The organism is Rhizorhabdus dicambivorans (assembly GCF_002355275.1).
Lineage (GTDB): Bacteria > Pseudomonadota > Alphaproteobacteria > Sphingomonadales > Sphingomonadaceae > Rhizorhabdus > Rhizorhabdus dicambivorans.
In genome coordinates this window covers 354,257-372,249 of record NZ_CP023449.1, presented here as the reverse complement: position 1 = coordinate 372,249, position 17,993 = coordinate 354,257, and the positions used below count along the sequence as shown (strand labels likewise).

Annotated in this window: 19 protein-coding genes, 1 pseudogene and 1 riboswitch; of the genes and pseudogenes, 14 read left to right on the top strand and 6 right to left on the bottom strand. The window is 67.3% G+C overall.

What is annotated here, in order from left to right:
• The first annotated feature begins 113 nt into the window (after positions 1-113).
• The 3 genes from CMV14_RS01670 to CMV14_RS01660 all read left to right on the top strand — a co-directional run bounded on the left by CMV14_RS01670 (position 114) and on the right by CMV14_RS01660 (position 1,776).
• On the top strand, positions 114-554 hold the full coding sequence (locus CMV14_RS01670) for a YcgN family cysteine cluster protein (RefSeq protein ID WP_066959977.1): 441 nt from the start codon (positions 114-116) through the stop codon (positions 552-554).
• Between the two features lie 36 nt (positions 555-590).
• Entirely contained in the window at positions 591-1,334 is a 744-nt protein-coding gene (locus CMV14_RS01665; RefSeq protein WP_066959974.1) for a M48 family metallopeptidase, read from the top strand.
• A gap of 145 nt (positions 1,335-1,479) precedes the next feature.
• A complete protein-coding gene (locus tag CMV14_RS01660; RefSeq protein WP_066959971.1) occupies positions 1,480-1,776 on the top strand; it encodes a sel1 repeat family protein in 297 nt (98 codons plus the stop codon).
• A gap of 234 nt (positions 1,777-2,010) precedes the next feature.
• On the opposite strand, the gene CMV14_RS01655 is transcribed toward CMV14_RS01660, so the two are convergent.
• From CMV14_RS01655 to CMV14_RS01635, 5 genes are read right to left on the bottom strand one after another with little or no spacing between them, the layout of a single operon-like run.
• Positions 2,011-3,135, bottom strand: coding sequence for a GNAT family N-acetyltransferase (locus CMV14_RS01655; RefSeq protein WP_066959968.1), 1,125 nt, complete (start codon positions 3,133-3,135; stop codon positions 2,011-2,013).
• Positions 3,129-3,890, bottom strand: a complete 762-nt coding sequence (locus CMV14_RS01650; protein ID WP_066959966.1) for a glycerophosphodiester phosphodiesterase family protein — start codon at positions 3,888-3,890, stop codon at positions 3,129-3,131. Before CMV14_RS01650 ends, CMV14_RS01655 begins: the two co-directional genes overlap by 7 nt.
• Positions 3,868-4,335, bottom strand: a complete 468-nt coding sequence (locus tag CMV14_RS01645) for a RidA family protein (protein ID WP_066959963.1) — start codon at positions 4,333-4,335, stop codon at positions 3,868-3,870. The genes CMV14_RS01650 and CMV14_RS01645 overlap by 23 nt, the downstream gene beginning before the upstream one ends.
• Before the next feature lie 31 nt (positions 4,336-4,366).
• Positions 4,367-4,984, bottom strand: a complete 618-nt coding sequence (locus tag CMV14_RS01640) for a hypothetical protein (RefSeq protein ID WP_066959961.1) — start codon at positions 4,982-4,984, stop codon at positions 4,367-4,369.
• Entirely contained in the window at positions 4,981-5,292 is a 312-nt protein-coding gene (locus CMV14_RS01635; protein ID WP_083215695.1) for a DUF3572 domain-containing protein, read from the bottom strand. Before CMV14_RS01635 ends, CMV14_RS01640 begins: the two co-directional genes overlap by 4 nt.
• Positions 5,293-5,327: 35 nt before the next feature.
• Between CMV14_RS01635 and CMV14_RS01630 the strand changes: the two genes are divergently transcribed.
• Entirely contained in the window at positions 5,328-5,723 is a 396-nt protein-coding gene (locus tag CMV14_RS01630; RefSeq protein WP_066959958.1) for a response regulator, read from the top strand.
• 243 nt (positions 5,724-5,966) lie between these two features.
• On the opposite strand, the gene rpmG is transcribed toward CMV14_RS01630, so the two are convergent.
• Positions 5,967-6,134 carry a 50S ribosomal protein L33 gene (gene rpmG, locus CMV14_RS01625; RefSeq protein WP_010125625.1) on the bottom strand — a complete coding sequence of 56 codons (168 nt, stop codon included), beginning with the start codon at positions 6,132-6,134 and terminating at the stop codon, positions 5,967-5,969.
• A gap of 218 nt (positions 6,135-6,352) precedes the next feature.
• On the opposite strand from rpmG, the gene CMV14_RS01620 reads away from it, so the two are divergent.
• The 10 genes and pseudogenes from CMV14_RS01620 to CMV14_RS01580 all read left to right on the top strand — a co-directional run bounded on the left by CMV14_RS01620 (position 6,353) and on the right by CMV14_RS01580 (position 17,977).
• Positions 6,353-6,853, top strand: coding sequence for a Dps family protein (locus CMV14_RS01620; RefSeq protein ID WP_066959954.1), 501 nt, complete (start codon positions 6,353-6,355; stop codon positions 6,851-6,853).
• A 67-nt stretch (positions 6,854-6,920) separates the two neighbouring features.
• Positions 6,921-7,106, top strand: a riboswitch (yybP-ykoY riboswitch).
• A gap of 3 nt (positions 7,107-7,109) precedes the next feature.
• Positions 7,110-7,679, top strand: a complete 570-nt coding sequence (locus CMV14_RS01615) for a TMEM165/GDT1 family protein (protein WP_066959951.1) — start codon at positions 7,110-7,112, stop codon at positions 7,677-7,679.
• A 12-nt stretch (positions 7,680-7,691) separates the two neighbouring features.
• On the top strand, positions 7,692-8,369 hold the full coding sequence (gene hisG / locus CMV14_RS01610; RefSeq protein WP_066959948.1) for an ATP phosphoribosyltransferase: 678 nt from the start codon (positions 7,692-7,694) through the stop codon (positions 8,367-8,369).
• Positions 8,359-9,648, top strand: a complete 1,290-nt coding sequence (gene hisD, locus CMV14_RS01605; RefSeq protein WP_066959946.1) for a histidinol dehydrogenase — start codon at positions 8,359-8,361, stop codon at positions 9,646-9,648. The genes hisG and hisD overlap by 11 nt, the downstream gene beginning before the upstream one ends.
• 2 nt (positions 9,649-9,650) lie before the next feature.
• A complete protein-coding gene (gene nusB, locus CMV14_RS01600; RefSeq protein ID WP_066959943.1) occupies positions 9,651-10,106 on the top strand; it encodes a transcription antitermination factor NusB in 456 nt (151 codons plus the stop codon).
• Positions 10,103-10,882 (top strand): sulfite exporter TauE/SafE family protein, encoded by a 780-nt coding sequence (locus CMV14_RS01595; RefSeq protein WP_083215694.1) that lies wholly within the window; start codon positions 10,103-10,105, stop codon positions 10,880-10,882. The genes nusB and CMV14_RS01595 overlap by 4 nt, the downstream gene beginning before the upstream one ends.
• A gap of 67 nt (positions 10,883-10,949) precedes the next feature.
• On the top strand, positions 10,950-11,885 hold the full coding sequence (gene thiL, locus CMV14_RS01590; RefSeq protein WP_066959940.1) for a thiamine-phosphate kinase: 936 nt from the start codon (positions 10,950-10,952) through the stop codon (positions 11,883-11,885).
• 223 nt (positions 11,886-12,108) lie between these two features.
• The gene (locus CMV14_RS01585; protein WP_066959937.1) at positions 12,109-14,208 is read left to right on the top strand and encodes a sodium-translocating pyrophosphatase; all 2,100 of its coding nucleotides are present in this window, start codon (positions 12,109-12,111) and stop codon (positions 14,206-14,208) included.
• Positions 14,209-14,359: 151 nt separating this feature from the next.
• Positions 14,360-14,662, top strand: a pseudogene (locus CMV14_RS27525) (TIR domain-containing protein); the annotation flags it as partial.
• A gap of 162 nt (positions 14,663-14,824) precedes the next feature.
• Positions 14,825-17,977, top strand: coding sequence for a PDZ domain-containing protein (locus CMV14_RS01580; RefSeq protein WP_331251132.1), 3,153 nt, complete (start codon positions 14,825-14,827; stop codon positions 17,975-17,977).
• Positions 17,978-17,993 lie beyond the last annotated feature (16 nt).

The following is a 17,993-nucleotide window of genomic DNA, read 5'->3' as shown; positions in this document are numbered from 1 at the left end:
CCGCCTTGGCTTGCCTCGCATAAGCTCGGGCGTGCGTTCGCGCTTGCGGAGTCCATCGGGGCTCCGAATTACATCCGGGACGACGGTGTCCCGAAAACGGACTATGATGGGATATGACCGATCAGCCCCGCTTCTGGGAAACCAAGCGGCTCGACGAGATGAGCCGGGCCGAATGGGAGTCGCTGTGCGACGGCTGCGGCAAATGCTGCCTCCACAAGCTGGAGGATGAGGAGACCGGCGAACTGATGGCGACCAACGTCGCCTGCCGGCTGCTCGACCGGCGCACCGGGCTCTGCAAGGATTACAAGCATCGGCGCACCTTCGTCCCCGAATGCGTGCGGCTGACGCCCCGGGTCCTGCGCGAGATCGACTGGCTGCCCTCGACCTGTGCCTATCGCCTGCTCGACGAGGGGCAGCCGCTGCCGGACTGGCATCCGCTGGTCAGCGGCGATCCGGAATCGGTCCACAAGGCGGGTGTCTCGGTGCGCGGCTGGACGGTTTCGGAGGACGAGGCGGGCGATCTCGAACATCACCTCGTCGACCGGGAATTGTAAGATGGCGGTGCTAGCGTCTGTCGACAAGAGGATGCGATGATCTTCCGCCGCAAGCCCAACCCGGCCCCGGCCCCCGCCGCGCCCGATATGCATTTCGCGGCAGGCGGGCGGATCCGGCCGTTGCAGGTAAGGCGCATGGCGCAGGCGCGCAGCATGCGGCTGAGCGTCGATCCGCGCGACGGCGGGGTGCGGTTGATCCTGCCCGCGCGCGCCTCGCTCAAGGCCGCGCTGAAATGGGTGGAGACCAAGCGCGACTGGATCGAACAGGCGCTCGACGCCCTGCCCCATGCCCGCCCGATCGTGCCGGGCATGGCGGTCGAGGTGGCGGGCGAGCGGCTGACCATCGAGCTTGCCGCCACCGGGCGCATCGTCCGCCGGACCGGCGACCGGCTGGTGGTGCCCGAACCCGCCGACCTGTTGAGCGCGCGGGTGATCCGCTGGCTCAAGGCGCAGGCGCTGCGGCGGCTGGAGGCGGAGACGCTGCGCTATGCCGAGCGGGCCGGCGTGACGATCGGCCGGGTGTCGATCGGCGATCCGCGCGCGCGCTGGGGAAGCTGCTCGGCCAATGGCGACATACGCTATAGCTGGCGGCTGATCCTGGCCCCACCGACGGTGCTGGAGGCGACCGTCGCGCATGAGGTGGCGCACCGGCTGCACATGGACCACAGCGCCGATTTCCACGCCGCGGTCGAGCGGCTGCTGGGCCGCGATCCGGCGGCCGAGCGCGCCTGGCTGCGCGTCCATGGACGCGAGCTTTACTGGCTCGGCCGCGAGGCCTGAACCGGCGGACCGGATCGGGCATGCGACCCGCCACCTCCATTCCCGCCTAAACAATGCCGTCACCGCGCCGTTAACCCTGTTGGGGAACGGTACCGGTCGGCCAGCAAGAGACCATGCCGCTCCCGGGGAAACAGTGGAGCGTGACATGGGCCATAGTCTCAGATCGCAGCAGTTCCTGACCGAATCGCGCCTTAGCGATGCGATGCGGGGGGATATCGACGCCTGCTTCCAGCTTGGCGTCTCCTATTCGGCGGGGGCGGACGGCTGCCCGCTCGATCTCGTCGCCGCGCACAAATGGTTCAACATCGCGGCGCTGGGCGGCAACGCCCGCGCGATGGAGTGCCGCGCGGAAATCTCGGAAGAGATGACCGCCCGCGAGATCATCGAGGCGCAGCGCCAGGCCAGGGCGATGCTGGGCTTCGGCAACCGGCTGGCTGCGTAGTTTGATTGGCCCTCAAGCGCCGGGCGCAGCGCATCCGCGCTGCTTGGCTTTCCTCGCATAAGCTCGGACGGCCTTTGGCCTTGCGGAGCCCTGCGGGCTCCGACGATGATCTTATCGTAGAAATAAGAGAGGCTCGAAGAGGCAAGCGCGAAAAGCGCGTCCGAGCTTATTGCGAGGAAAGCCAAGCGAGCCGGATGGCTCGCGCCCGGCGCCTGAGGGCGCAAGCAAAAGACCTCAAACCTTTCTAAACGGCGTATATTCGCCCAATCCCTCGATATTCGCGGCGATGGCGCGGCGTTCCTGCTCCAGATAGTCGGCCACCGCGCGGCGGAAGCCCGGATGGGGGATGAAGTGCGCCGACCAGGTCGCCACCGGCTCATAGCCGCGCGCCAGCTTGTGCTCGCCCTGCGCGCCCGCCTCGACCCGCGCCAGGCCGCGTTCGATCGCGATATCGATCGCCTGATAATAGCAGAGCTCGAAATGGAGGAAGGGGACTTCCTCGGTACAGCCCCAATAGCGGCCATAGAGCGTGTCCGCCCCAATCAGGTTGAGCGCGCCGGCGATCGGTGTCCCCTCCCGCAGCGCCAGGACCAGCACCACCTTGTCCGCCATCCGCTGCCCCAGCAGCGAGAAGAAGGCGCGGGTCAGATAGGGCCGGCCCCATTTGCGCGATCCGGTGTCCTGGTAGAAATGCCAGAAGGCGTCCCAGTGCCGCTCCTCGATCGCGGTGCCGGTCAGCCGGACGATCTCCAGCCCCGCGACCGCCGCCGCGCGCTCCTTGCGGATCGCCTTGCGCTTGCGCGAGGCGAGAGCGCCCAGGAAATCGTCGAAGCTCGCATAGCCGCGATTGGCCCAGTGGAACTGGCGATCGGTGCGGATCAGCCAGTCGGCCGCCTCGAACAGCGGAATCTGCTCCGGCTCGACGAAGGTGGCGTGCGCCGAGGACAGGTCGTTCTCGACCGTCAGCGCCTCGGCCGCGGCGATCAGCGCCGGCGCCAGTGCCGGGTCGCGCAGCAGCAGCCGGGGGCCCGGCACCGGGCTGAACGGCACCGCGATCTGGAGCTTGGGATAATATTGGCCGCCCGCGCGATGCCAGGCGTCGGCCCAGCCATGGTCGAACACATATTCGCCCTGGCTGTGGCTCTTGGCATAGGCCGGCAGGATCGCGGCCGGGCGCCCGTCCGCCCCGTCGATCGCGATCGGCACCGGCTGCCAGCCGGTCCGCGCGGTGGCGCTGCCCGATTCCTCCAGCGCGGAAAGGAAGTCCCAGGAGACGAAGGGATTGGCATCACCCGCGCAGGCGTCCCAATCCTCTTTGCTGAAACTGGCAACCCCCTCCGCCGTCCGGGCGGTCACCATCCGGGCGCCTCGAAGATGATCTGGTCGGCGCAGTCGGCGGCGATCGCCTGTTGCTCGGCCGAGGTCACGGTCCAGGCCAGGATGGGAATGCCGCGCCTGCGCTGGCGCTGGGCGAAGCGATCGGGCAGGTCGTTGATGTCGATCGCCAGGAATTCGGGCTGGGCGCGCCAGAGCGTCTTGACCCGCTCATTGCCCGCTTCCTTCGCATAGGCGCTGTTATCGGACAGCATCAACCCGCGTGCGATGCGGCTGCCGTGCGAGGCGAACCAGCGCGGCACTTCGGGATGGAGCGACATCACCGCCGCCTCGCCGCGATAGCTTTCGATCGCATGGCGCACCGCGACGCACAGCTGCGAGACATGCCCCTCGATCGTCCTGAGCTCGACCAGCACCGGCGCGCGGCCGGCGACGATGCCGAGCAGTTCCTTGAGCGGGGGAATGGTCTCCTCGCTGCCTCGCAACCTGATCTCGGCCAGCAGCTTGCTGGTGAGGTGGCGGACCTGCCCCTGCTGGTCGGTCAGCCGCTCGATCGTCGGGTCGGCGATCGCATAGGCATGGCCGTCGAGGCTGAACTGGACGTCGATCTTGACGCCATAGCCCATCGACACCGCCGCCTCGATCGCGGCGCGGCTGTTCTCGACATGACGGGCGCCGTGAAGGCCCTTGTTCGCGAAAGGGGTACGGGTCAGGAACCCGACGCGCCGGGCGTCGGGTACCGGGAAGCGCCAGCGGTCAAAGAGGCCGAACAGCGACAATGGCGTCGATCTCCACGGCGGCGCCCAGCGGCAGCACCGGCACCCCCACCGCGCTGCGGGCGTGGCGCCCGGCATCGCCGAACACCGCCTGCATCAGCTCCGACGCGCCGTTGGCGACCTTGGGCTGGTCGGTGAAGTCGGGGGTCGACGAGATGAAGGCGCCGAGCTTGACGATCCGCTCGACCCGATCGAGATCGCCGCCCAGCGCCGCCTTCATCTGCGCGATCAGCATCACGCCGCAGCGCTTCGCGGCTTCGGCTCCGGCCGCGACGTCGACATCCTGGCCCAGCCGGCCGGTGATCAGCGAACCGTCCTCGCGGAACGGCAGCTGGCCCGAGATATGGAGCAGCCCATTGGCCTCGACCGCGGGAACATAGGCCGCGACCGGGGCGGCCGGGGCCGGCAGGGTGATTCCAAGTTCGGCGAGACGCGCTTCGATGCTCATGAAGTCTCTTTCCTGTAGTGCCGGGGCAGCGTCAAGCAGCCCCGGCGAATCGGGCGACGATCCAGGGCAGTGCCTCTGCCCAGTCGTCGATGCGGACATGGGCATGTTCGGCCGGCGCGCGATGCCGCGCCACCCTGGGTTCCGCGACCATATGGACCCGCCACACATCGGGCGCGTGGCGGGCGACCGAGGCATGGTGATGCTCCAGATCGTCCACGAACACGGTGACGCTGGGCTGGTATCGCGCGACGAGGTCGGCGACCGGCTGACCCTTGCCGCCCTGGTTGCACTGGACCGCGTGGCGGATGCCGACCGCGTCGAGCTGGGCGACGCGCGACCCGTGGAACTGGTCGGTCAGGTTGGTGAGCACGACGATGTCGGCCAGCTCGGCGATCGTCGCCAGCGCCTGGCGTGCATGGGGAACCAGCGTCTGGCGATGCATCTCGGTGGTGAAGAAGGCATCGAGCAGCGGCCAGATATGCTCGGCCTCGACGATGCTGCTGTCGGCACGGCGGGTCAACGCATTGACGAACTCGGGCTTGTCCATCGCGAAGTCGATGTCGTGGGCCTCGTCCAGCCAGGCGCCGAACGGCCCCACCATGTGGAGCAGCACCTCGTCGCAATCGGTGATCAGCAGCGGGCGGCTCATGCGGCCCCTCTGTCCGGCTGAAGCACGTCCCGGGCGCGGACCAGTTCGGTGGGGGCCAGGCCGATCGCCTCGGCGCAGGCGATCAGGTCGGGCTCATGGCCGGCAAGGAAATCGAGCAGCGCGGCAAGGACCGAAGCGTCGCCCGCCCCGGCGCGCAGCGCCTCGGGCGTCAGCCCGGTGAGGTCGAGCAGGCGCTGCGCCCGCGCCGGATCGGCAAGCGTCCACGCCAGGGCGGTGAGCCCCGTGACGATGCTGGATTCTTGCTGAACGCCCCGTAGATTCGCGGGGTTGGATTCGCCGGGGGGCATGACTTACGCTCGAAGCTCGTTTAGGTGGTGTAGCCGTGGCGAAAAAAGTCCTGATTGTCGAGGATAATGAGCTGAACCTCCGGCTCTTCCGCGACCTGTTGGAAGCGCATGGCGCCGAGGTGCGCACCATCCGCGACGCGCGCGAGGCGCTCGACGCGATACGGGCCTTCATCCCCCAGCTCGTGATCATGGACATCCAGCTGCCGCACATCAGCGGGGTCGAGCTGATCCGGATGATGAAGGGCGATCCGCTGCTCGATGCGATCCCGGTGATGGCGGTGACCGCCTATGCCGGCAAGGGCGACGAGGGCCGGGTGCGCCAGGCCGGGGCCGACGCCTATGTGTCGAAGCCGATCTCGGTCGCGCGATTCGTATCGGCGGTCGAGGGGCTGGCCGGGCCGCTGGGCGGCGGGTTTAAAAGAGCAGGCTGAAAGATCCTCCCTGCGCGTAGCGCGGGGAGGGGGACCGTTCGCGTAGCGAATGGTGGAGGGGTGTTCAACCTCCCGGCACCGCCAGACCCCATCGGGAAACCCCTCCACCACGGCTGCGCCGCGGTCCCCCTCCCCATGCTGCGCATAGGGAGGATCTTTCGCACTCAAACGCAAACGCCCGCCGTTTGACGGGCGGGCGCTGGGCCTTCAGGCAAGCGGGCGGACCTTGTGGCCCGCGCCAACTTACTTGATCTTGGCTTCCTTGAAGTCGACATGCTTGCGCACGACCGGGTCGTACTTGCGGAAGCTCAGCTTCTCGGTCTGGGTGCGCGGATTCTTCTTGGTGACGTAGAAGAAGCCGGTGTCAGCGGTGCTCACGAGCTTGATCTTGACGGTGGTCGGCTTGGCCATGACCCGAAACCCTTATCGATATCAAAAAATAAAGCGGCGTCGGCGCGCCGCTGTTCGGATGCGGCCCTTAATGGCGGAAGCGGCCCCGAGTCAAGTCGGGTCGCCACGGAGTTGATCGAAAACATCGATCTGTAAGACCGAGACAAATCAGGCGACCCCGGCGCCACCTTTTGCCACATTGGTCGTTGGAGAGCCGAATCGACAAGGGAGAATCCTCGATGGCGAAGAAACCAAAGCCCGCGCTGGCCACACCCACAGACCTGTCCAGCAACAGCGCGATGAGCGTCGCCGACGCGCTGAACGGCATATTGGCCGACAGCTTCGCGCTCTATTTCAAGACCAAGAACTTCCACTGGCACGTCTCGGGCCCGCACTTCCGCGACTATCACCTGCTGCTTGACGACCAGGCCGCGCAGATCCTGGCGACGACGGATGTGATCGCCGAGCGGGTGCGCAAGACCGGCAACACCACGCTCCGCTCGGTCGGTGATATCGCGCGCCGTCAGACGATTCGCGACAATGATGCCGAGTTCGTCAGCGCCCAGGACATGCTGAAGGAGCTGCGCGACGACAATCTCGCGCTCGTCGCCAAGCTGCGCGAAGCCAAGGAGATCGTCGACAACGCCAAGGACAATGCCACGAGCGGCGTCCTGGACGACTGGACCGACGAGGCCGAGCAGCGTGCCTGGTTCCTGTTCGAGACCGCGCGCAACGGGTGAGTCCGTTCTCCCTCCCTAGCCGGGAGGGGGCAATGATGTTGACGGTGGCGATCGCCTCCCCTACCCGACCCCCGTCATCCGGGGAGTAGCCGGCCGTCCTCCGGGGTGGGAATCGCGTCAACATGCTTGGGTGAGAGCCCATGGCGCGATCAGGGTTCCAAAGAATCCTGGCAAGACCGATGACACCGCGACCTCGCCTGCCGGGCGGGGGGCGTGGTGTCGTCCGTCGAACCGTCCGCCCGGCCTGGAATCACTGATGGACATCATCCTCGCCTCGACCCTGCTGGTCGCCCTTGCCGAGATCGGCGACAAGACGATGCTGCTGGCGATCGTCCTCGCCTGCCGTTTCCGCGCGCCCACCCCCATCATCCTGGGCATATTCGCCGCGACCATCGTCAACCACGCGCTGGCGGCGCTCGCCGGATCGACGGTGGCGGGGCTGCTCGACAGCTTCGGCTTCCGGCTTGCGGTCGCGCTCGGTTTTCTCGCCATGGCCGCGTGGACCCTGGTGCCCGACAAGCTCGACGAGGAGGAGGATGGTGCGAAGCCCGCGCGCTACGGCGTCTTCCTGACCACGGCCATCGCCTTCTTCATGGCGGAGATGGGCGACAAGACCCAGATCGCCACGATCGCGCTCGGCGCGCGCTATCATGATGTCGGGTTGGTGGCGCTCGGCACCACGCTGGGCATGATGATCGCCAATGTGCCGGCGGTGTTCCTCGGCGACCGGATCACCCGTATCGTGCCGCTCCGCTGGATGCGGATCGCCGCCGCCACGATCTTCGCGATCCTCGGCATACTGGCGATTCGGGAATTGGTGGGGTAAGGCGCCCGCGCAATGACCGACCAGATCATCATCGCCGTGCCGAAGGGGCGCATCCTGAAGGAAGTGCTGCCGCTGTTCGCCGCCATCGGCATCGAGCCCGAGGCCGCGTTCCGCGACGAGGACAGCCGGCTGCTGCGCTTCGCCACCAACCGCCCCGATATCGGGCTGATCCGGGTGCGTGCCTTCGACGTCGCCACCTTCGTCGCCCATGGCGCGGCGCAGCTCGGTATCGTCGGGTCGGACGTGCTGATGGAGTTCGACTATTCGGAGCTCTACGCGCCCGTCGATCTCCACATCGGCCATTGCCGCATCTCGGTCGCCGAGCCGGTGGCGATGGCCGAGGGCGATGATCCGCGCGAGTGGAGCCATGTCCGCGTCGCCACCAAATATCCCAATATCACCCGCCGCCATTTCGAGGCGCGGGGCGTCCAGGCCGAGTGCGTCAAGCTCAACGGCGCGATGGAGATCGCCCCGGTGCTGGGCCTGTCGAGCCGGATCGTCGATCTCGTCTCGACCGGCAGCACCCTGAAGGCCAACGGGCTGGCCGAGGTGGAGACGATCGCCGAGATATCGTCGCGGCTGATCGTCAACCGCGCCGCCTTCAAGACCCGCGCCACCGATATCGGCCCGCTGGTCGAGGGCTTCCGCCGCGCGGTTGAGGCGAAGGGGGCGGGGCGCGATGCCGCTTAGGCTCGACAGCCGCGACCCCGGATTCGGCGCTGCCTTCACCGCGCTGGTCGATGGACGGCGCGATGCCGATGCGGATGTATCGCGCGACGTCGCCGCGATCGTCGCCGAGGTCCGCGCGCGGGGTGACGCCGCGCTCGCCGACTATACGCGCCGCTTCGACCGGCACGACCTGGACGCGTCAGGCTGGCGCATCCCGCAGGCCGAATGTGAGGATGCGCTCGCCGCGCTCGATGCCGATCTGCGCGCCGCGCTCGAACTCGCCGCCGGGCGGATCGAGGCCTATCATGCAGGGCAGCGCCCCGCCGACAGCGCCCGCACCGATGATGCCGGCGTCCGCATGGGCGCGCGCTGGGGCGCGGTCGAGGCTGCCGGCCTCTATGTGCCGGGCGGACGGGCGGCCTATCCCTCCTCGGTGCTGATGAACGCGATTCCCGCCAAGGTCGCCGGGGTCGACCGGCTGGTGATGGTGACGCCGACGCCCGACGGCGTGGTCAATCCGCTGGTGCTCGCCGCCGCCGCGCTGGCCGGCGTGGACGAGGTGTGGCGGATCGGCGGCGCGCAGGCGATCGCCGCGCTCGCTTATGGCACCGATCGCATCGGCAAGGTCGACGTGATCGTCGGCCCCGGCAATGCGTGGGTCGCCGAGGCCAAGCGCCAGCTCTACGGCGTGGTCGGGATCGACATGGTGGCGGGACCGTCCGAGATCGTCGTCGTCGCCGATGGGGACAATGATCCGGCCTGGATCGCCGCCGACCTGCTCAGCCAGGCCGAGCATGATCCCACCAGCCAGTCGATCCTGTTCACCGACGATGCCGGCTTCGCGGACAAGGTGGCCGCCGAGGTCGAGGCGCAGCTTTCGCGCCTCCAGACCGAGGCGACCGCCCGGACGAGCTGGGAGGCGAACGGGGCGATCGTCACCGTCGCCAGCCTCGACGAGGTGCCGGCCCTGTCCGATCGGCTCGCGCCCGAGCATCTCGAACTCGCGGTCGCCGATCCGCAGGCGCTGTTCGACAGGGTGCGCCATGCCGGCTCGGTGTTCCTCGGCCGCCACGCGCCAGAGGCGGTGGGCGATTATGTCGCCGGGCCGAACCATGTGCTGCCGACCGGGCGCCGGGCGCGCTTCGCCTCCGGCCTGTCGGTGCTCGATTTCATGAAGCGCACCAGCTTCATCGCCCTCGATGCGCAGGCGATCGCCGCGATCGGCCCCGCCGCCGTCGCGCTGGCCCGCGCCGAGGGACTGCCCGCCCATGCTGCCTCGGTCGCGGCGAGACTGGATTGACGATGACCAAGAAGAACGAACGATCGCGCTCCCGCAGCGCCGCCCGCCTTGCCGCTGCCCAGGCACTCTACCAGCAGGAGATGGAGGGCACGCCGCTGGCCAGCCTGCTCGACGAGTTCCACCAGCATCGGCTGGGCGCGACGATCGAGGATGTCGAATATGCCGCCGCCGAGGTCGATTTCTTCGACGATCTGGTGAGGGGCGTCGACGCCCGCCGCGCCGAGATCGACGCCGCGATCACCGCCAAGCTGGCCAGCGGCTGGACCCTGGAGCGTCTCGACAAGCCGATGCGGCAGATATTGCGCGTCGGCACCTATGAGCTGATCGCCCGGCCCGACGTGCCCACCGCGACCGTGATCAGCGAATATGTCGATGTCGCCGACGCCTTCTACGACAAGCGCGAGAAGGGCTTCGTCAACGGGCTGCTCGACGCCGTGGCCCGCGCCATACGCGGGTGATTCCCGACCCGCCGGTCCTTCACGATCCCTGGTTCTGGCTGCTCGGCCTGCTGGCCGTTACCCTGATCGGACTCGCCAAGGGGGGATTTTCCGGGATCGGCATGCTCGGCATGCCGCTGATGGCGCTGGCGGTTTCGCCCGTGCAGGCGGCGGCGATCCTGCTGCCGTTGCTGGTCGTGCAGGACGCGGTCGGCATCTGGGCCTTCCGGCGCAGCTGGGACCGGCACGTCATGCGCGTCATGTTGTCCGGCGCGGTGTTCGGCGTGCTGCTCGGCTATCTGTTCGCGGCCAGCCTGCGCGAGGACTGGATGCTGCTCGCGCTGGGGGCGATCACCGTCATCTTCGCGTCGCACCAGCTGTGGATCGCGCGTGGCGGGCGGACGGTGCCCTCGCGCAAGCTGCCCGACGCGGTGGGGCTGGTCTGCGGCGTGGGAGCGGGGCTGACCAGCCAGATCGCCCATGCCGGCGCGCCGCCCTTCCAGATCTGGGTCTATCCGCAGCGCCTGCCGCGCGACGTGCTGGTCGGCACCAGCGCGATCTTCTTCGGCGCGGTCAATTGCCTGAAGGTACCGGCCTATATCGGGCTCGGCCAGTTCACCGCCGCCAACCTCACGGTGTCGGCGGCGTTGATGCCGGTCGCCATCCTCTCCACCTTCGCGGGGGTCCGCCTGGTCCGCCGCGTCTCACCCGACCGCTTCTATGCCCTGATCTACTGGCTGACCCTGATGGTGGGCCTGAAGCTGCTGTGGGATGCGGTGGGATTGTTGATCCTCTGATCTATTCTTGTCATGCCAGCCCTGCGCCTGCCTTGCAGGCAGTCGAAGGGCGGGGTGACGGGAAGAAATGAGTGAGGAACGCCACCTGATCGATCGGCTCCGCAGCCTTGCCCGCCATCCGGCGGCGCGCGGGCTGGCCGACGATGCGGCGGTGCTGCCGGCGCCGCTGGGGCGCGATCTGGTCCTGACCCACGACATGCTTGTCGAAGGCGTCCATTATCTCCCCGGCGATCCGCCCGGCGACGTCGCCTGGAAGCTGCTCGCGGTCAACCTGTCCGATCTCGCCGCCAAGGGGGCCGAACCGATCGGCGTGTTGATGGGCTTCGGGCTGACCGGCGACGGCGATTGGGACGCCGCCTTCGTCGCGGGGCTGGCCCGCGCGCTCGACCATTTCGCGGTGCCGCTGCTGGGCGGAGACACCGTCGCCCAGCCCCGGGGCGACGGCCGCGTGCTGGGCCTTACCGCGATCGGCCAGGTCGCGCCCGGCGGCGCGCCGGATCGGCGCGCGGCGCGGGCGGGCGACCTGGTGTTCCTGACCGGCCCGGTCGGCGACGCCGGGCTGGGCCTGCGCATCGCGCGCGGGGCGCTGGAAGGGCCGCGCCGGCTGCTCAAGGCCTATCGCCTGCCGATGCCGCGCCTCGCAGAGGGCCGCGCGCTGGCCCCGCTCGCCCATGCCATGGCCGACGTCTCGGACGGGCTGCTGATCGACGCGGCCCGGATTGCCGCCGCCTCCGGGCTGGCGGTGGCGATCGACCTCGATGCCGTCCCGCTGTCGGACGAGGCCCGCGGCTTCGGCGCGGACCGGGCCGCCCGGCTTGCCGCCGCCACCGCCGGCGATGACTATCAGCTGATCGCCGCCGTCCCGCCCGCGCTGCGCGAGGCGGCCTCGGCCCATGCCGTCGAGATTGGCCGGTTCGAGGCCGGCACTGGGCTGCGGCTCCACGATGCGGGTGGGCCCGTGCCCCTGCCGGCCGCACTCGGCTTCGAGCACGGGGTGGCCTGATCGGCGGCTCAAAGCGCCGGAAAAACGGGCTCTTGCGGCCCGCCCACATCCCGGACATACATTGTCCCGCGTGTCGGGGGACAAAAAGGGCGGAAAAGCTCGATCTCGGCGCTGTTGCGGTGGTTTTGGGGGGCGCGGTTCGGGGGAGCCGCCAGCTCATGTCACGGCCTCATCTCCGGGGCCAGGTCCGCACGGATCGCTCCGGGAAGCGAAGGGAGTTAGGATGCTCATCACACAGGTAGCGATAGGCTGCGGCCTGCTCGCGATATTATACGGCCTGTTTACCAGCCGTCAGGTTCTGGCCGCGTCGGCCGGCAACGAGAAGATGCAGGACATCGCCGCCGCGATCCAGGAAGGCGCCAGCGCCTATCTCGGCCGGCAATATCGCACCATCGCGATCGTCGGCGTGATCGTCGCCGCGCTGGTCTTCTATTTCCTCGGCCTCACCTCGGCGGTGGGCTTCATCATCGGCGCGTTGCTGTCGGGCGTCGCGGGCTATGTCGGCATGAACATCTCGGTTCGCGCCAATGTCCGGACCGCGGAGGCCGCGCGCACCAGCCTGCAGAGCGGCCTGACCGTCGCCTTCCGCGCGGGTGCCGTGACCGGCGTTCTCGTCGCCGGCCTGGCGCTGCTCGCGATCGCGGTCTTCTACTGGTATCTGACCGGTCCGCGCGGCCACGCGCCCAATGACCGGCTCGTGATCGACGCGCTGGTCGCGCTGGCCTTCGGCGCCTCGCTGATCTCGATCTTCGCGCGTCTCGGCGGCGGCATCTTCACCAAGGCCGCCGATGTCGGCGCCGATCTGGTGGGCAAGGTCGAGGCCGGCATTCCCGAGGACGATCCCCGCAACCCGGCGACGATCGCCGACAATGTCGGCGACAATGTCGGCGACTGCGCGGGCATGGCCGCCGACCTGTTCGAGACCTATGTCGTCACCGTCGGCGCCACCATGGTGCTGACCGCCCTGCTCGTCGTGGGCGACGCAGCCTGGATCGGCAAGCTGATGTCGCTGCCGCTGCTGATCGGCGGCGTCTGCATAGTCACCTCGATCATCGGCACCTATATGGTCCGCCTGGGTTCCAACCAGTCGATCATGGGCGCGCTGTACAAGGGCTTCTGGACCACGGCGATCCTGTCGATCCCGGCGATCTATCTGGCCACGCAGCAGGTGCTCGGCGATCTCACCGCGCCGATCGCGGTCGGGGCGACGAGCTTCCCGGCGATGCACCTCTTCTATTCGGCCCTTGTCGGCCTGGCCGTCACCGGCCTGCTCGTCTGGATCACCGAATATTATACCGGCACCAACTATCGCCCGGTCCGCTCGATCGCCAAGTCGTCAGAGACCGGCCATGGCACCAACGTCATCCAGGGTCTGGCGATCAGCCTGGAATCGACCGCGCTGCCGACGATCGTGATCTGCATCGGCATCATCGTGTCCTATCAGCTCGCCGGGCTGATCGGCATCGCCTTCGCGGCCACCGCGATGCTGGCGCTGGCCGGCATGGTCGTCGCGCTCGATGCCTATGGTCCGGTGACGGACAATGCCGGCGGCATCGCCGAGATGGCGGGCCTCGACGACAGCGTCCGCGTCAAGACCGACGCGCTCGATGCCGTGGGCAACACCACCAAGGCGGTGACCAAGGGCTATGCCATCGGATCGGCCGGCCTCGCCGCGCTGGTCCTGTTCGGCGCCTATACCACCGATCTGGGCATCTACTTCCCGGACCTCGCGGTCGATTTCTCGCTGAGCAATCCGTACGTCATCGTCGGCCTGCTGCTCGGCGCGCTGCTGCCCTATATCTTCGGGGCGTTCGGCATGACCGCAGTCGGCCGCGCGGCGGGCTCGGTGGTCGAGGAGGTGCGTGCGCAGTTCCGCGAGAATCCGGGCATCATGGAAGGCACCAGCCGTCCCAACTATGCCCGCACCGTGGACCTCGTCACCAAGGCGGCGATCAAGGAGATGATCGTCCCCTCGCTGCTGCCGGTGCTGGCGCCGATCGTCGTCTATTTCGTCATCGCGGCAGTGGCAGGGCAGGCCAACGGCTTCGCCGCGCTCGGCGCGCTGCTGCTGGGCGTGATCGTGTCGGGCCTGTTCGTCGCCATCTCGATGACCTCGGGCGGCGGCGCATGGGACAATGCGAAGAAATATATCGAGGACGGCAATCATGGCGGCAAGGGATCGGAAGCCCATAAGGCGGCCGTGACCGGCGACACCGTCGGCGATCCCTACAAGGACACTGCCGGCCCCGCCGTGAACCCGATGATCAAGATCACCAATATCGTCGCGCTGCTGCTGCTCGCGGCGCTGGCCCACGCGATGTGACCTGACCCGTCCGCATCGTGCGAAAGGAGCCCGTCCGGAGCGATCCGGCGGGCTTTTTCTGTCCGTATCAACCCGGCCGTTGTGATGAACGGTTCTGCCCCCTAGGCTGGCTTCGCTGCATAGCAGCGAAGCCAGCCTAGGGGGCAGAACCATGACCGATGTGACAGGTGAGAGGTTCGGGGTCTTCGTGAGCTACTCGCACGATGATTCGCGCTGGGCGCGCTGGTTGAGCCGGCGGCTGGAGACCTTTCGCACGCCGCGCTCGCTGGTCGGTAGCGACGGACTGTTCGGGCCTATCTCGGCATCGATCGGCCGGGTGTTTCGCGATGACGAGGAACTGGGTGCTGCCCATCATCTGGGGGAAAGGATCGAGGGAGCGCTCCGGCAGTCCTCTTCGCTGCTCGTTCTTTGCTCTCCTGCCGCTGTGGCATCTCGATGGGTTGATCGGGAGATACGACAGTTCCGGGAGTTCCATCCCGACCGGCCGATCTTCGCAGTGATCGTGGAGCGTGGCACCGATGACTCACTGTTGCTGCCGGTTTCGCTGTCCGAGAATTCGGGATCGCTCATGGGCGAGGAGCCACTTGCGGTCGATTTCACCACGCTCGATCGCAGCATGGCGTTTCTCAAGCTGGTCTCGGGCATCCTCGGCACCGATTTCGATCGGCTCTATCAGCGCGAACGTCGCCGATCGAGTCAACGGCTGGCCCTGCTGGCGGGTATCGCTAGCACCGTCGCCGTCATTCTAGGCGTGCTTGCCGTCGTTGCCTTTTCCCAAGCGCGGCTGGCGCAGCGTAATGCCAACAGAGCGGCGCTGAACGAGAAAGTCGCGGCCCGCAACGAGCAGATCGCCGCTGGCGAACGCGACAAGGCGGTCAAGCTGCTCAGGCGATCGGTCACCGCCGAGCGGCTTGCCCAGGATAATGCCGGCCGCGCCCAACACAGCGCGGACGCCGCCCGCCAAAGCGAGGCCCGCGCGCTGAAGAGCGCCGAAGAGGCGCGCCGCGAGCAAGCGGCGGCGGTGCGCGCCCGTGAAGCCGCGCTCGACGCGCTTAATAGAACCGCTACCCGGCTGGCCGACGACCGCTATCGCGAAAATCCGGCGCTGGCGGCGATGCAGCGCGACGTGCTGGGCGATCTAATGCCGGTCTATACTCGCCTACTGGGCGAGCCCGGTCGCGACGCCAGCGCCGTGGCAAGTTACGGCAGGGCGCTGGACGGGCTTGCCGGCCTGCAGGCGGACTGGGTGTCGATCGAGCAAGCCAATACTGATTATAGCCGTCTGATGCTGGCTCTCTCGTCGCAGGATCTTGCAGCCGACCCGATGATCGCGGCGTTGCGCGACCGGATCGTTATGCGGCACACCGCCTTACTTATCTCTTATGGCGATGGCCAGCGCGCGCGCGCGCAGCTGTCGACGATGAGCGCCGCGGCGCGCCAGACCGCCGAAGCCCGTTGCCTGACTTTCCGCGGCCAGACGTTGCTCGATGGCTCACCGCTCGACGTACGCGAGCAGCGAGACGATGCACGTGACGCGGTGCTTCTGGCCACAGGCGATGATTTCGACACTGGCGCCTGGAAGATCGAATGCGAGCTGGCAGCCGCGGCGAGCTACGCGATGAACAACGAATATGACGATGCCTTCAACCTGACTGGAATGGCGGCGCGGGAGATAGAGCGGCTGCAATCACGTTATACGTCGAGCCCGACGCTTTCGGTGCTGTCGATCCGCCGCCGGCTTGCCGATATCGATCTGGTGCACGATGCAAGCACCATCACGCCGCCCAAGGCGGCTGGCCAGCCATCCGACGTACCGGCGCGACGACAGATGCCGCCGGCGACTGAGCGAGAGGCCTATCTAAGGCGCGAGTACGAGGAGCTCGACAAAGAGATTGCCGCCGCAGAGCAGACCGCGCCGGGCAATCGAAGGCTGCTGGAGGCCAAGTTCCTCGTGCAGAGCGCCGAGATACGCTCCGGCTTCGACAAGCAGTTGCTCGATCCAGCCTGGCTTGTGACAGCCGAGACGCTGATCTCGCGTGATCCCGGGTCGCGTGCCATCGCCGAGGCGCTGTCGCAGATCACCGGATTTCTTCCGCCCACATCAGATCCCAACGCGAGGATCGCCGGTTGCGACCAGCGGATCGCGCGTGCCGAGCAGCTCAGCCGCTCGTTTCCGGAAGCCTATGTCGCGCAGCGCCTGCTCGTCAGCAGCTATCGCTGTATGGGCACGTTGGTGAGCGATTATCCGCAGCGGGACGATCTGCGGCAGCGCTACTCTGATATGATCGAAAAGATCGATGCCGCTTCCGCCACGCTGATCGCCGGCTTCGGCACCGAGCAATCGACGTTGAGAATGGGGCTGCTAGACGATACGACCGACATGATCATGTCACGCGCGGTGGACAGGCGACGGGTATTTTCGCTTGTCGAGCATTACCGCGCCGAGGCGAAGAGATTTCCAGATGCTTTGCGGCCCGTCGCGGCCAATTATGTGCTGGTGGCGGGCGCGGCGCGGGTGGCTATTGAGGAGGGTAAGGCCGATCTGGGCCGGCACCTGATGGAAAGCGTGGCCTGCCAAGCGAACTCCCTGCGGCAGCACATCGTCTGCGCCGCGCTGGACCAGGAGGTAGCGCGCGGCCTGTATGGGGCGGCGCTCGCCAAGCTGATCCGTCCAGATCCACGCGCGCCGCAATATCTGCTAGGCTGGGTCGGCCCGCCCTATGCGAACGGACGGCCAAACAGCCTGGAAGCAGGGCTGATGATGCAGCACCCGCCGGTCGAAATCCTCACTGTCGAAAAGGGACGCGTCATCGGGTTGGACGATATCGACTATGCGCGAGGGGCGCTGGATCCGGGAACCCTTGAGAGGCAACATCGGATGCGCGCCGAGGTTGATAGCCATGTGCAGCGCATGGTGGATGTCGGGATGAGTGCGCGCAGGGCCTATCGCCTGTATCGCTTCGGAGAAGGGGATACGCCCGAGGCCGCCGCACAGGTCGCTAAGCGGCCTAAGAAGGCTTCGCCCATGGCGCCGGATCCGGTGCCTCTCGCCACGCCCGTTGAGCCGATCGCCGCTCCCACAAATTCCGAACGCGGCCGGATTGGCCTGGGCATAGAGCTGCGAAACGGGACACCGACGGTGGTGAGGGTGGAAAAGGACGGGCCGGCGATGCGTGCGGGCCTCAAGATCGGGGATCGTATCGTCAAGGTCAGCGATGAACCCACCTACGGTATCGAGCTGGAGGCAACCATTGCGCGGATACAGGGACCGCCAGGGACGATGGTGAAGCTGTTGCTGACCAGATCGGGTGAGCCAGCACCCGTTTCTGTCGACATACGGCGCGAGCGTATCGTGATAACGCCGGAGAGTGCGGCCACACCCGCCGCTTCCGCAACGACGGCCCCAGCGCCATCTGATTCGGCCCCGTCTGCCGGGGTCACGTGGAGGACAAGTGCCTTTAAGGCCGACCGCACGCAGGCCGAGATTGATGACGATCTTCTCAACGAGAAGGTGGTAATCATGTTGCAGGGCAAGAATATTTATGGAGACCAGATATATACCTATCTCCAGCTCACGCTTAATTCCTTGCAGGACATGCGTGACATGATGCGGGCAGAGAAGGATTTCATGCCCAAGGATTTCGGCACGGTGCTGGCGGCCGGCAAAGGCGCGCCTTCACGTAAGACCAGGGCCTGGCTGGCCGAACTGCATAATATGGTCGAAGTTCCACGCTCCCGGGCAAGCGAAGGCGGCCTTTTCTCGGAATGACAGGCATAAGGACATA

What these genes read in the sequence shown, in the direction of transcription:
- CMV14_RS01670 (WP_066959977.1), top strand. Translation starts at nt 114, where the DNA reads ATGACCGATCAGCCCCGCTTCTGGGAAACCAAGCGGCTCGACGAGATG.
- CMV14_RS01665 (WP_066959974.1), top strand. Translation starts at nt 591, where the DNA reads ATGATCTTCCGCCGCAAGCCCAACCCGGCCCCGGCCCCCGCCGCGCCC.
- CMV14_RS01660 (WP_066959971.1), top strand. Translation starts at nt 1,480, where the DNA reads ATGGGCCATAGTCTCAGATCGCAGCAGTTCCTGACCGAATCGCGCCTT.
- CMV14_RS01655 (WP_066959968.1), bottom strand. Translation starts at nt 3,135, where the DNA reads ATGGTGACCGCCCGGACGGCGGAGGGGGTTGCCAGTTTCAGCAAAGAG.
- CMV14_RS01645 (WP_066959963.1), bottom strand. Translation starts at nt 4,335, where the DNA reads ATGAGCATCGAAGCGCGTCTCGCCGAACTTGGAATCACCCTGCCGGCC.
- CMV14_RS01640 (WP_066959961.1), bottom strand. Translation starts at nt 4,984, where the DNA reads ATGAGCCGCCCGCTGCTGATCACCGATTGCGACGAGGTGCTGCTCCAC.
- CMV14_RS01635 (WP_083215695.1), bottom strand. Translation starts at nt 5,292, where the DNA reads ATGCCCCCCGGCGAATCCAACCCCGCGAATCTACGGGGCGTTCAGCAA.
- rpmG (WP_010125625.1), bottom strand. Translation starts at nt 6,134, where the DNA reads ATGGCCAAGCCGACCACCGTCAAGATCAAGCTCGTGAGCACCGCTGAC.
- CMV14_RS01620 (WP_066959954.1), top strand. Translation starts at nt 6,353, where the DNA reads ATGGCGAAGAAACCAAAGCCCGCGCTGGCCACACCCACAGACCTGTCC.
- CMV14_RS01615 (WP_066959951.1), top strand. Translation starts at nt 7,110, where the DNA reads ATGGACATCATCCTCGCCTCGACCCTGCTGGTCGCCCTTGCCGAGATC.
- hisG (WP_066959948.1), top strand. Translation starts at nt 7,692, where the DNA reads ATGACCGACCAGATCATCATCGCCGTGCCGAAGGGGCGCATCCTGAAG.
- hisD (WP_066959946.1), top strand. Translation starts at nt 8,359, where the DNA reads ATGCCGCTTAGGCTCGACAGCCGCGACCCCGGATTCGGCGCTGCCTTC.
- nusB (WP_066959943.1), top strand. Translation starts at nt 9,651, where the DNA reads ATGACCAAGAAGAACGAACGATCGCGCTCCCGCAGCGCCGCCCGCCTT.
- thiL (WP_066959940.1), top strand. Translation starts at nt 10,950, where the DNA reads ATGAGTGAGGAACGCCACCTGATCGATCGGCTCCGCAGCCTTGCCCGC.
- CMV14_RS01585 (WP_066959937.1), top strand. Translation starts at nt 12,109, where the DNA reads ATGCTCATCACACAGGTAGCGATAGGCTGCGGCCTGCTCGCGATATTA.
- CMV14_RS01580 (WP_331251132.1), top strand. Translation starts at nt 14,825, where the DNA reads ATGGCGTTTCTCAAGCTGGTCTCGGGCATCCTCGGCACCGATTTCGAT.